General features: G+C 72.0%; 9 protein-coding genes, 1 tRNA gene and 1 riboswitch. Of the genes, 8 read left to right on the plus strand and 2 right to left on the minus strand.

Translation table 11 applies throughout. The features are described from left to right. Nucleotides 1-522: 522 nt before the first annotated feature. Nucleotides 523-771 carry a hypothetical protein gene (locus ABGB11_RS31530; RefSeq protein WP_347638807.1) on the minus strand — a complete coding sequence of 83 codons (249 nt, stop codon included), beginning with the start codon at nucleotides 769-771 and terminating at the stop codon, nucleotides 523-525. Between the two features lie 262 nt (nucleotides 772-1,033). On the opposite strand from ABGB11_RS31530, the gene ABGB11_RS31535 reads away from it, so the two are divergent. Further along, nucleotides 1,034-1,744, plus strand: a complete 711-nt coding sequence (locus ABGB11_RS31535) for a site-specific integrase (RefSeq protein WP_347638809.1) — start codon at nucleotides 1,034-1,036, stop codon at nucleotides 1,742-1,744. Between the two features lie 101 nt (nucleotides 1,745-1,845). On the opposite strand, the gene ABGB11_RS31540 is transcribed toward ABGB11_RS31535, so the two are convergent. Continuing rightward, nucleotides 1,846-1,919 (minus strand) — tRNA-Pro (locus tag ABGB11_RS31540). A 231-nt stretch (nucleotides 1,920-2,150) separates the two neighbouring features. Here ABGB11_RS31540 and ABGB11_RS31545 point away from each other — a divergent pair. The 7 genes from ABGB11_RS31545 to ABGB11_RS31575 all read left to right on the plus strand — a co-directional run bounded on the left by ABGB11_RS31545 (nucleotide 2,151) and on the right by ABGB11_RS31575 (nucleotide 12,648). Then, nucleotides 2,151-2,882 carry a hypothetical protein gene (locus ABGB11_RS31545; protein WP_347638811.1) on the plus strand — a complete coding sequence of 244 codons (732 nt, stop codon included), beginning with the start codon at nucleotides 2,151-2,153 and terminating at the stop codon, nucleotides 2,880-2,882. A 180-nt stretch (nucleotides 2,883-3,062) separates the two neighbouring features. After that, entirely contained in the window at nucleotides 3,063-4,925 is a 1,863-nt protein-coding gene (locus tag ABGB11_RS31550) for a SpoIIE family protein phosphatase (RefSeq protein WP_347638813.1), read from the plus strand. A 456-nt stretch (nucleotides 4,926-5,381) separates the two neighbouring features. Then, nucleotides 5,382-5,538: riboswitch (cyclic di-AMP (ydaO/yuaA leader) on the plus strand. An 11-nt stretch (nucleotides 5,539-5,549) separates the two neighbouring features. Beyond that, complete coding sequence (locus tag ABGB11_RS31555; RefSeq protein WP_347638815.1) at nucleotides 5,550-6,308, plus strand: CHAP domain-containing protein; 759 nt, start codon at nucleotides 5,550-5,552, stop codon at nucleotides 6,306-6,308. 166 nt (nucleotides 6,309-6,474) lie between these two features. After that, nucleotides 6,475-9,369 (plus strand): CDP-glycerol glycerophosphotransferase family protein, encoded by a 2,895-nt coding sequence (locus ABGB11_RS31560; protein WP_347638817.1) that lies wholly within the window; start codon nucleotides 6,475-6,477, stop codon nucleotides 9,367-9,369. After that, nucleotides 9,353-10,648, plus strand: a complete 1,296-nt coding sequence (locus ABGB11_RS31565; protein ID WP_347638819.1) for a glycosyltransferase — start codon at nucleotides 9,353-9,355, stop codon at nucleotides 10,646-10,648. Before ABGB11_RS31560 ends, ABGB11_RS31565 begins: the two co-directional genes overlap by 17 nt. A gap of 24 nt (nucleotides 10,649-10,672) precedes the next feature. Continuing rightward, on the plus strand, nucleotides 10,673-11,872 hold the full coding sequence (locus ABGB11_RS31570; RefSeq protein WP_347638821.1) for an acyl-CoA dehydrogenase family protein: 1,200 nt from the start codon (nucleotides 10,673-10,675) through the stop codon (nucleotides 11,870-11,872). Beyond that, nucleotides 11,869-12,648 carry an SDR family oxidoreductase gene (locus tag ABGB11_RS31575; RefSeq protein WP_347638823.1) on the plus strand — a complete coding sequence of 260 codons (780 nt, stop codon included), beginning with the start codon at nucleotides 11,869-11,871 and terminating at the stop codon, nucleotides 12,646-12,648. Before ABGB11_RS31570 ends, ABGB11_RS31575 begins: the two co-directional genes overlap by 4 nt. The last annotated feature ends 7 nt before the right edge of the window (nucleotides 12,649-12,655 follow it).

Consider the following 12,655-nt stretch of genomic DNA (forward strand, 5'->3'; position numbering starts at 1 on the left):
CTGCGCGACGGGCTTGCCGGTCTCCTTGACGATCCGCACCGCTCCCTCGCGGAACTCCGGATCAAACCGGCGTCTCTTGTCTCCCACGACCCAACCATCTCTCTGGTTCAGGTCTCCACGCTACGAGAGGAAGCACATGACGCCATCTTCACGCCGATACCCGGCACCGCGCTGGCAAAGATCCACACACCCCATCCCGGCTCACCCGAATCCCACACGGCGGCCAGCCCGAAAACGAGTTCCGCACCGCGGTGTGACCCGGCGGGGGGATCTCTCCCAGCGTGGACGGCGCGCCGGCGACGGGCGACGGCACGCATCAAGCCTGACTCTTGATACAGGTCAGGTTCCCGGCTGCGGGGCGAGGGCGCCCAGCGGTGGCCAGCAGCCTGAAGCTGGGCACATCGTCGAGCGATATCGAGTATTCGTTGGTCCGTTCATAGCCGATGCCACTGATGCGCTGTCCGCGCAGCGCCGATAGGTCTCCTCGTCGAAGGCGGATCCGCGGATCAGCACCCGGAATGCCTACTCGGGGTCCTCAAGAAGTCCTTGCTGGTCCAGCGTCACATCGGCCGGGTTGAGTTGGCGGGTGCACACCATGCAAGGACGGCCTGGCCTGAGGACATGGCTGCGCCAGGTGGCGTTGCGCATGCCGTTGCCGTCCGCGAAGGGGTCGATCGCGATTCCACCATCGATCACGGGGATGAGGTCGCTATAGGCGAGCTGGTTGAGGACTGCGCGCGGCCATGGCCGGTCGACGCAGCTGAAGATCACGTCGTAGTCGAGGGCGATGCGCTGGCCGAGGTCTTCGCATGCTCGGCGGCGCCGGCTTCAGGAAGCCTCCCACCACGGTTCGACGTCCTTCTGAGCGACGAATTCGTGGAAGTCCATGTTGGCGATCTCCAAATTGCACGCCAGCGATCCGGCCTTGTCGCAAGGAAGGACGGCAGGCTGCCCAGGGGTGTCGTAGAGGTCGACGACCGTCAGCGGGCTGCCCGCCTCGGCGAAGGTCCTGGCGTCGGCGAGCGCGACCAGCGTGGTGTGCTCGTCCGGCGGGACCAGCGCGGGGACCTGGCCCGGTTGGAGCCTCGAAGGCCCGGTCGTCGACGACCCGCGCCGTCAGCGGGTAGTTCTCGACGTCGATCTCGTCCGGGTCCAGATCAGCCTGCTGACCGGCGTCCGCACCGAAGAGGCCCGGGCGCTGCAGTGGGCGCACGTCGTGGCGTGGATCGACGATGCGGCCGAGTGGCGGTCGGTGGCCAAGGCGGGTTTCGACCGCGACAGGTTCGCCATCTACGTATGGCGGTCCGTGCGCGCCGGCGGCGACACCAAGACCGACAAGTCCCGCCGGACGCTACAGTTCCCGAGCCAGGCCGTGGACGCCCTGCGCAAGCATCACACCCGCCAGGCCTCGCAACGTCTCAAGGCCGGAGAGGCGTGGCAGGACAATGGGTTGGTGTTCTGCACGGCGACCGGGAGGCCACTGGATGCCGCCAACGTGCGGCGGGGGTTCCGGCTCATCACCCGCAAGGCGGGGATCGGGGAGTCCTGGTCGCCGCGCGAGCTGCGTCACTCGTTCGTCTCGATCATGAGTGACGGCGGGGTGCCCATCGAGGCGATCGCCGATCTGTGCGGGCACTCCTCCCCGGCGGTGACCGGGGAGGTCTACCGGCACCAGCTCAAGCCGGTGATCACCCGGGGCGCCGAGATGGCCGACGTGGTGTTCGGTACGGGCACGTCGGCGTAGGTCCGATGGTGGTGGCTCCCCTTTTGGCTCCTCATCGACCTTCAAGATCAGAAAAGGGCTTCGGATCAAGATCCGAAGCCCCTCTGAGCTGGTGTTTCTTGTCGGGACGGCGGGATTTGAACCCACGACCCCTTGACCCCCAGTCAAGTGCGCTGCCAAACTGCGCTACGTCCCGGCGCCTGGTGGAGCAGGCCTGATTACTGTAGCGCAGTCCGCGGGGTCGTGCGTACCGAGATACGGGGGCCGGGATCTCTGATAGGCAGGCCGGATGGTGGCTTTGCGGGCGGTGCTGGCCGGGGTGGTGTGCCTCGGGCTCGTGTGCGGGTGCGGGGACGGTGGAGGGGCTCGGCCGGTGAGCAGTCCTGAGCCGGCGAGGTCGAAGGAGCGGCCCTCGAAGGCGCCTATCGTGCGGGTGCCGGCTGGTGTCAGGGCGGCGTACATGGTGTTCGACCGGCGGGCCGGGCGGGTCGTGCTGGAGCGGCGGGGTGCGCAGACGTACCGGTCGGCGTCGGTGGTGAAGATCCTCATCGCGCTCGACTACCTGGGGCGGCATCGGATGTCGGCGGCGGATCGGGCGTTGCTCGTGCCGATGCTGCGGTCCAGTGATGACGCGGCGGCCACGGAGTTCTGGCGGCGGGGCGGGCAGGCGGAGATCATAGAGAGGATGGTGCGGAAGGTCGGGTTGGCCGACACCGCGCCGCCGCCCGCGGAGAAGCCCGGGTTCTGGGGGTATACGGCGATCAGTGCGCGGGACGTCGTGACGATGTACCGGTACCTGCTGGAGGAGGCGCCGGCGGCGCATCGGGAGTTCGTGCTGGAGCAGTTGCGGCAGGCGACGGCGTGCGGGACGGACGGGTTCGACCAGACGTTCGGGATTCCGCGGGCGCTGGAGCGGCCGTGGGCGGTCAAGCAGGGGTGGTCCGGGTTCGGGGAGGAGCCGGCGGAGCCGTGCCGGGGCGGGACGCGGCCGGCGGCGTGGCGGCCCGATCTCGGGCTCGGGCGGCCCGTGCTGCATACGACCGGCCTGGCGGGGGACAAGGTGGTGGTGGTGTTGACGCTGCATCCGGCGGGCTCGTCGTTCCGCACGGCGGCGGCGCGGATCACGACGCTGACGAGGCAGGTCCACCGGGCGGCCTGACGGTTGCGTTCGCGGATGGTCAGCGGGCGGAGCCGAAGGGAAAACCCGGGCAAAGATCTGGATTGTTTACGCGGATTTGGGCGATTAGTCCTTCGCTGGCGTATGTAGCTTTTTTCTCCCAGGGCAAGTGATGCCGAACGGGGGGCAGGGTTGGCGGAAGCGGATGGCACCCAGCCCGGGGTGCACGTTGCGGACCTGGAAGACCTGCGGGGCGCCGCGCACGACCGCGCGGTGCTGGCGGAGGCGCGGGTCGTGCTGGCGCGGCGCCTGGGCGTCCCGCCGGGGGAGGCCCTGCAGCACCTGATCTGGCTCGCCCGGGACCTGGACATCGAGCTCTCCGAGGCGGCGGCCCTGCTGGTCAAGGACGGCGGGGGCGGCCCGGTGGGCGCGGTGCCGGCCGGGCGGCGGCCGCCGCGGGCCGAGGGCGGCACGGCGGAGCGCCAGGCCCTGCTGTCGCGCGCCGAGGACGTCCTGCGCCGGGTGACGGCCGAGGACACCGCGGGGGACGCCGAGATCCTCGCGGCGGTGCCGGACGACCCGGTGGCCAGGGCGGTGCTCGACGGGGCGCTGGATCCGGCCGCTCATCTGGTGCCGGTGCGGGGGCCGGACGGCAACGTGGTGGACTTCCTGTACGCCGCTCTGAGCAGCGTGGCCCGGGACATGTTCGGCCGCGGCCCGGAGGAGCTGACCGGGCGGCGGCTCCTGCAGACGGATCCGGGGGCGGCGCTCGGCGGCCTCTTCGACGAGTACGTCGACGTGCTGGAGTCCGGGCAGAGCTTGGAACGTTCCTCTTTCCTGCACACCACGGCGCAGCGCGGCCTGTCGCGGTCGTCCCGGATGAGCGTGCGGTGCGTGCACGTGCCGACGGGCGTCTGCGTGACCTGGCGGTTCCACTTCGCCGAGGACCGGGTCGTGCGGCGGCTGGAGCGGGTCGAGCGGCTCGCCCTGATCGGGTTCGGCGAGTGGGACCTGGCCACCGGTGAGGCGGACTGGACGCCGCAGATGCTGGCCAACTACGGGCTCGCCCCCGACGAGGTGCCGCCGATGCCGCACGACCTGCCGAAGGTGGTGGCGGACGACGACCTCCCGCTGGTCGAGGAGGCCGTGCAGACGATGTTCTCGCGGCGCGAGCCGGTGGAGGCCGAGCATCGCGTGATCGGCAAGGACGGGACGCCACGGCACCTGTGGGTGTTCGCCGAGCCGGTGCTCGGGGAGTCGGGGCTGCCGATCTCGATCAATATCGTCTCGCAGGACATCACCCGGCGGCGCGGCGTGGAGCGGGCGCTGGCCGAGACGCGGCGGCAGATGCTGCGGCAGCAGGCGCGGACGGCGCAGGAGCGGCGGGTGGCGGTGACGCTGCGCCGCGCGATCCTGCCCGACGAGGACGAGGTGGAGCAGCTCCCCGGCCTGGTCACCGGGCTGCGCAGCCTGGCCGCGGAGAGCACCGCGCGGATCGGCGGGGACTGGTTCGCGACCCGCACGCAGCAGGACGGGCGGGCGATGTTCGCGATCGGAGACGCGGCCGGGCATGGGCTGCCCGCGGCGGCGGCGATGGCGCGGACCCGGAACGGGCTGCTGGGCCTCGCCTGCACGGGGGAGCCCGCGGGACGGCTGGTGGGCTGGCTGAACGAGCTCGTCGGCAACATGGACCCGCCCGCGACCGGAACCGCGATCGTGGCCCATTTCGACTCGTCCCGGCGGGTTCTGGAGTGGACGTGCGCGGGGCATCCGCCGCCGATCCTGGTCCGGGACGGCCGGGCGACGCCCCTGGAGGTCGTCCGCGATCCGATGCTCGGCGCCATGCCCGGCTGGGAGTACACCACGATCAGGACGGCGCTCCGCGCGGGCGACCTGCTCTTCCTCTACACCGACGGGCTGGTGGAGCGCAGGGACGCGGACCTGGACGAGCGGATCGTCCGCCTCACGAAAATCCTGCGGGAATCCTCGACGCAGCCCGCCCGCGTGCTGGACGAGGTCCTGGCGCGGATGGAGCACGACCGGGCGGCGGACGACACCACGCTGTTCGCCCTGTACGTGGAGTGACCGGCGACCCGGCCGACCTGCGATGATCACCTGATGTGACTTAGGCCTCACTCGGACGGGCCCCAGGGGGTCGATGGCGGTCGGTGAGGGCCGGATGACCATGTGGCCTTAAGATCGCCCCGGGGTTTCTTTACCTTTCGCCGAGGTGCGGAAAGCCCTATCCGCAAAGGGCTGGGAGGCAGTCCGATAAAGATCGGGAACACGCGCCTCCATGACGGTGTTGGTACTCCCTTGGAAGGGCTTTGAGCAGGCAAGACGCTGCTTTGTGCCTGGTTTGCTTTTCTTGGCCAGGTTGGTACCTTCTAGGCGAATCAAGCAACGCAGCCCATGCGTTGCCGCCGGTCGTCGAGGCGGCCGAGGATCGCGGAGCGGAAACCGCACGCGATGCGCGCCACAGGACGCGCGCCCCCACATCAAGATCAGTCAGAGATACATCCGAGAAATGAGCACCGCTGCCGCGGTGCAAGGCCGAGTCCGTCCCGGTCGAGACCGACCGGACGGAGCCGGGGACCCAGGTTCCAGGGGTGAATCGGCGTGCCCCACAGGTGCGCCGTAGGGCTGCTTCCATGCCCGAATCCGTCAGCTAACCCGGTAGGCGTCATGGAAGACAAGGAGATTCCCTGCATGACCGGTCGTTTCGATCGACTTTCCCTCAACCGCTTCACGCCCGAGGACAAGGCCGTCGGCGTCGCCGTCGGTGCGGTCCTCGCCGGCGCCGTCGCGCTCGGCGTCGCCGCCCCCCTCGCGGACGGCAGCGCCGCCGCCGAGACCTCCGCGCAGGCGGCGTCCGTCAAGAAGGGCGCCGTGTCCGCCGAGTCCGGGCAGGCGAAGGGCAAGACCATGTCGGCCGCCGAGGCGCGCAGCGAGGGCTGGAAGGTCCCGCCGCGCGCGGTCAAGCCCGACGAGGTGATCAAGCTGGCGAAGAGCCAGGTCGGGATCGACGAGGGCCGGGGCGGCCAGACCAAGTTCCACAAGTGGTACGTGTCGACTCCGCACGCCAAGGCCACCGCCCAGCGTGACGGCGGCTTCTCGGTCAAGGCCTACAACGGCGCCCAGTGGTGCGACATGTTCGTGTCCTGGCTCGGCGCCCAGACCGGTGTCCAGAACATGGGCTGGGACGCCTACACCGTCAAGCACGCCACCTGGTTCAAGGACACCGGCCGGTGGGGCCACAAGCCCAAGCCCGGCGCGGTCGTCTTCTTCGACTGGGACAAGGGCTCCGGCGGCAGGATCGGCGGCATCGACCACGTCGGCCTCGTCGTGAAGGACAACGGCGACGGCACCTTCAAGACCGTCGAGGGCAACACCGGGAACGCGGTGAAGGAGAAGGTGCGCCAGAAGTCCCAGGTCGTGGGCTTCGGCTACCCCGACTACGCCGCCTGACCCCGAAACAACGACATCCTCGAAGGCGCCCGGCTTCTGCCGGGCGCCTTCGGGCGTTCCGTCGGGTAATACGACGCATTGACAGCCTTTGATCTCCCTTGGACCTCAGTGTGGCGTTCCTGGAAAGGAATCACAGGCACACGGCAGTCGGTGAAGGGGGATGCCCATGCGGGTGCGCCCGGACGTCAGTGTGGTGGTGATCGCCTACAACGACGCGGAGAGGCTCCCGCACGCGGTGGCCTCGGCGCTGGCGCAGTCGCTCGGCGCCGTCGAGACGGTCATCGTCGACGACGGGAGCACCGACGGGACGGCGCAGGCCGCCGACCGGTTCGCCGCGGCCCACCCGGGACGGGTGCGGGCCGTCCACCTGCCGACCAACTCGGGCGGCTGCGGCCGTCCCCGCAACCGCGGCGTCGAGGCGTCGGCGGGCCGGTACCTGATGTTCCTCGACAGCGACGACCTGCTGGACCGGCACGCCTGCCTCAACCTCCTCGCCGCCGCCGAGGACACCGGCGCCGACATCGTCTCCGGGCTCTGCGACCGGATCTTCCTCGACCTGCCTGCGGGGGCCAAGGGGCGCGTCCGCCCCTGGTACCCCTGGCTTTACCAGCGCAGGGCCGTCTACGAGTCGCTGGACGACAACCCGAACCTCCTCTACGACACCCTCTCGACCAACAAGGCGTACCGGCGGGGCTTTCTGGAGGAGCACGGCTTGCGGTTCGTCGAGCGCCTGCACTACGAGGACCTGCTGTTCACCGCCGAGGCCTACCTGGCGGCGGGACGGACGGCGCTCATCCCGCACCGCGTCTACCAGTGGCTCGTCCGGGAGAGCGTGCCCGCGCCGTCGATCTCCAACCGGCGCGCCGAGCTGGCCAACTTCGCCGACCGGCTGGAGATCCACCGGCGCATCGACATGCTGTTCGCGCTGCGCGGCGCCTACGACCTGCAGCGGGCCAAGCACGTCAAGTTCGTCAACCACGATCTCGTCCTCTACCTGCGCGACCTGCGCGACCGCGACCCCCGCCACCGGGCGGGCTTCCTCGACCTGGCCGCCGCCTACCTGGACGAGATGGACCCGAGGGTCTTCGAGGAGGCCAACCCGCTGCCGGCGATCGCCGCCTACCTGGTCCGGGAGGGCGACCACGCGGGGGCGCTCGCCGCCGCGGAGTACGACCCCCGCAAGCGGCCGGAGCTGCGCGCCCGGCTCGTGGAACGGGACGGGCGGGTCTTCTGGGGCGCCGGCCGGCCGCACGGCGCGCTCGGCCGCCGCGTCCTGGACGTCACCGGGTTCGGCTTCCACGTGAGTCCCCTCAAGGACCTCCGCCCGGCGAACACCCTCACGCGGCTGGAGATGCGCGGCGGCCGCGCCCTCATGGCCGGGCACGTGCTCAACCCGCTGGGCCGGATACCGCCGGACGCCGAACTGGCCGGCGCGCTGGAGTTCCGCGACCGGCGCCGCCGGGCGCCGCGGGGGCGGGTCCGCGCGGCGGTCCGGCACGAGGGCGGCCGGCTCGCGTGGCGGGCCGAGTTCGCCCCGGACCGGCGGATCCGGCCGGTCGGGATCATCGACCCGGTGTGGGACGTGCGGCTGCGCCTGCGGGCGGACGGCGAGGAGGTGGTCACCCGCGTCGGCGCAGGCCGCGGATCGCCGTCTCTCGGCGGGGTCGCGCTGCCCGTCCGGCCGCGGTTGACGCGGCTCGCCGCCGACCGGCTCCGCCCCTATGTCACCGAGGGAGGTCACCTCGCGTTCGCCCTGGAGACGGGGAACCCGTGGGCGCGGCTCGCCGGCGCGGCCGCGCGCCGCGCCGCCCGGTCCCCGGTGGGGCGGCTGTCGTGGGGCCGCGGCCGGCGGCTGGTGCGGAACGTGCGGCGGACGCTGACCTCCCGGGAGACCAAGGTCGCCGTGTTCAACCGGGTGCTGAGCCGGCTGCCCGTCAAGACGGGCCTCGCGGTCTTCGAGAGCCACCTCGGCCGGCACTACTCGGACAATCCCAAGTACATCCACCGGGAGCTGCGCAGATCCGGTCGCCCCGTGACCGCGGTGTGGTCGTACGCGTCGTCGCCCAAGGGTTTCCCGGATGACGCCCGGCTCGTCAAGCGCGGATCATGGGCGTACTTCCTGGCTCTCGCGCGGGCGCAGTTCTGGGTCGACAACCAGGGCTTCCCGGACGGGCTCCGCAAGCGCTCGGAGACCGTCTACATCCAGACCTGGCACGGGTCGGCGTTCAAGCTCATGGGCCTGGACCAGCCGCGCGTCAAGGGCGGACCCGCCGCCGAGCGGGCGCGGCTGCGGCGGATGGTGGAGCGCTACGACTGCTTCCTCGTGCGCTCCGAGCACGACGTCGCGACGCTCTGCAAGGGCCTCGGCGTCCGCTCGGAGCTGGTCCCGGCCGGCTACCCGCGCAACGATCCGCTGGTCAACGGCTTGGACGGCGATCCGGAGCTGGCCGCGGAGGTCGCCGGACTCCGCGACTCGCTCGGCCTGGACGACGGGCGCCGGGCCGTCCTGTACGCGCCGACGTTCGCCACCGGGCCGCGGGGACGCCCCGTCCGGCTGCTGGACCCGCCCGTCGATCCGGACGCGTTCGCCCGGGAGCTGGGGGAGAGCTACGTCCTGCTCGTCCGGCCGCACTACCTGTGCCGGGCCAACGTCCCGCCGGGGGCCCGCGCGGTCATGCGGGACGTCGGCGACGTGCCCGACGTCACCCCGCTCCTGCTGATCGCGGACGCGCTGATCACCGACCACTCCTCGATCATGTTCGACTTCGCGCTGCTGGACCGGCCGATCGTCCTGCACCTCCCCGGCGGACGGGACCGCGCCACCGGCTACTTCGACCTGGAGCGGCACGCGCCCGGGCCGATCACCCGCACCGAGGACGAGCTCGTCGCCGCGCTCGCCGGGCTGGACGCGGCGGAGGCCGTCCACGCCGGGCGGCGCCGCGCGTTCGCCGCGCGCTTCGGCGAGCACGACCGCGGCACCGCCGCCCGGACGGTGGCGGACCGTTACTTCCCGGCGGCACGGCCGGGCGACAAGGGGGACCGCCATGGCCGTACCGCGTGACGTTTTCATCGTGTGCAACAACGCCGACGACATGGGCGGCCTCCAGCGCTGGGCGCACCACATGGCGCGGCTGCTGGCCCGCCGCGGCGACCGCGTCACCCTCGTCGGGATCACCCGCGGACGCGAGCCGTACCACCACGGCCGCGACGGGTCCTACGCCGTCGAGGTGCTGCACCGGGACTGGCGCTCGCCCGTGCTGGCGTGGCGTCCGGCGACGCCGCGAGACCGCCTCAACGTGGCGGCCCGGGCCCGTAAGGCGCGGCGGGCGGCCGCCCAGCGCCGCGGCGCGGCGCGCCTGTCGGAGCTGTTCGCCGCCGCGCGGCCGGGGGCGGTGGTCATCGCGGCGCAGGTGTGGGCGATGGAGTGGGTGCGGCTGGCCGACACGTCCGGGCTGCGCGTCGTGGCCATGAGTCACGAGTCGTACCAGGCCACCCGGAGGTCCTCGCGGTACCGGCGGGTCAAGGAGCACTACCCCGCCGCCGACCGGATGCTGGTGCTCACCGCCGAGGACGCCGACGCCTGGGCCCGGGACGGCATGACCAACGTGGACCACATCCCCAACCCGCTGCGGGTCACGCCGGAGGTGTACCCCACGCTCGACCTGCCCGTCGTCGCCTGCGTGGGGCGCCTGTCCTACGAGAAGGGCGTGGACCTGCTGCTGGAGGCGTGGGAGCGGGTCTCGGCGCGGCATCGGGGCTGGCGGCTGCACCTCTACGGGGACGGCCCGGACGAGGCGGAGCTGCGTGCGCGGGCGTCTGCCGCCGGGCTGTCCCGATCGGTCGAGTTCCGGGGCGTGGTGCCGGACGTCGAGGAGGCGATGGTCGAGGCGTCGGTGCTCGCGCTGCCGTCCCGGGCGGAGGGCCTCCCGATGTCGGTGCTGGAGGCGATGGCCTACGGGCTGCCCACGGTCGCGTTCGACTGCGCTCCGGGCGTCCGGGCCCTGATCGAGGACGAGCGGGACGGCCTGCTGGCCCGGCCGGGTGACGTCGCCGCGTTCGCCGCCGCGCTCGACCGCCTCATCCGGGACCCGGGGCTGCGCCGCGCGCTCGGGACCGAGGCCCGCGCGTCGGTCATGCGGTTCCATCCGGACGCCGTCCTCGCCCGCTGGGACCGCCTGTTCGACCTGCTCCACCGCGAGCTTCCGGCCGCCGGACCGGAGGCGGCGCGGGAGGCCGTCCCCGTGCCGGAGGCCGCCGAGGCGCCCGCGCCGGGACGGGCGGCGCCCCGCCGCGTCCAGGCTCCGGAGGCGGAGCCCGCGCTGGGGGGAGATTCTTTCTAACAACTGTTTGGTAGAGTTCGCCGCGTGGAGCAGAACGAGTCCCCGGCGGACCGGGCCTTCCGCGCGGAGGTCCGCGACTGGCTGCGCGGCAACCTGGCGGGCGAGTTCGCGCACGCCCGCGGGCTCGGCGGGCCCGGCCGCGAGCACGAGGCCTTCGAGGAGCGGCTGGCCTGGGAGCGGCACATGGCCGCGGCCGGCTGGACGTGCGTCGGCTGGCCCGAGGAGTACGGCGGGCGCGGCGCCACCGTCGAGCAGCAGGTGATCTTCCACGAGGAGTACGCGCTGGCCGGCGGCCCGGCCCGGGTCAACCACATCGGCGAGAACCTGCTCGGCCCCACGATCATCGCCTTTGGCACCGACGCGCAGCGCGCCCGCTTCCTCCCGCCGATCGTGGCGGTGGAGGAGCTGTGGTGCCAGGGCTACTCGGAGCCGGACGCCGGGTCGGACCTCGCCAACGTCCAGACCCGCGCCGAGCCCGCCGGCGAGCACTGGCTGATCAACGGGCAGAAGGTGTGGACGTCCCTCGCCCTCGAAGCCGACTGGTGCTTCGCCGTCTGCCGCACCGAGCCCGGCTCGTCCCGTCACCGGGGGCTGTCGTACCTGCTCGTCCCCATGAAGCAGGACGGCGTCGACATCCGGCCGATCGTCCAGCTCACCGGCACCTCGGAGTTCAACGAGGTCTTCTTCGACGGGGCCCGGACCGACGCCGGCAACATCGTCGGCGCGCCCGGCGAGGGCTGGAAGATCGCGATGGCGACGCTCGGGTTCGAGCGGGGCGTCGCGACCCTCGGCCAGCAGGTCGGGTTCCGGCGCGAGTTCGAGGGCGTCGCGGACCTGGCCCGGCGGACCGGGGCCATCGAGGACCCGCTGCTGCGCGACCGGCTGACCCGGGCGTACATGGGGCTGGAGATCATGCGGCTGAACGCGGTGCGCACCATGGCGGGCGTCGCCGCGGGCGCCCCCGGCCCCGAGTCGTCCATCTCCAAGCTCGTCTGGGGCACCTGGCACCGGAAGCTGGGCGAGCTGGCCATGGACGTCCTCGGCGCCGCCGGCATGGTCGCGGACGGCGAGCCGTACAACCTGAACGACTGGCAGCGGCTGTTCCTTTTCTCCCGCTCCGACACGATCTACGCCGGGTCGAACGAGATCCAGCGCAACATCATCGCCGAGCGCGTCCTCGGCCTGCCCCGTGAACAGAGCGCGAGCAGAGAGGCCCGTGGATGACCCCGCCCTCCTACGTCCCCGCGCACGGCCTGCTCCGGGACCGGGCCGTCGTGATCACCGCGGCGGCCGGCGCCGGGATCGGCGGCGCCACCGCCCGCCGCTGCCTGGAGGAGGGCGCCCGCGTCCTGATCTCCGACGCCCACGAGCGGCGGCTCGCCGCGTCCGCGCGGGAGCTGGAGAAGGAGTTCGGCGACGGCCGGGTCGCCGCGCTGCCCTGCGACGTCACGTCCGAGGAGCAGGTCCAGGCCCTGTACGACCTGGCCATGGAGCGGTTCGGACGCATCGACGTCGCCGTCAACAACGCCGGCCTCGGCGGGACCGCCGACCTCGTCGACATGACCGACGAGCAGTGGGGGCGCGTCCTCGACATCACCCTCAACGGCACGATGCGCTGCACCCGCGCCGCCCTGCGCCTCATGAGGGACCAGGGGTCCGGCGTCATCGTCAACAACGCCTCGGTGATCGGATGGCGGGCGCAGAAGGGCCAGTCGCACTACGCCGCCGCGAAGGCCGGCGTCATGGCGCTCACCCGCTGCTCCGCGCTGGAGGCCGCGGACTACGGCGTCCGGATCAACGCCGTCTCACCGTCCCTCGCGATGCACCCGCACCTGGTCAAGGTGACCTCGGAGGAGCTGCTGGACGAGCTGACGCGCCGCGAGGCGTTCGGCCGCTACGCCGAACCCTGGGAGGTGGCCAACGTTATCGTCTTCCTGGCCAGCGACTACTCGTCCTACATGACCGGCGAGGTCGTCTCCGTCTCCTCCCAGCACGCATAGGAACCAC

The organism is Actinomadura sp. B10D3 (assembly GCF_039871695.1).
Lineage (GTDB): Bacteria > Actinomycetota > Actinomycetes > Streptosporangiales > Streptosporangiaceae > Spirillospora > Spirillospora madurae.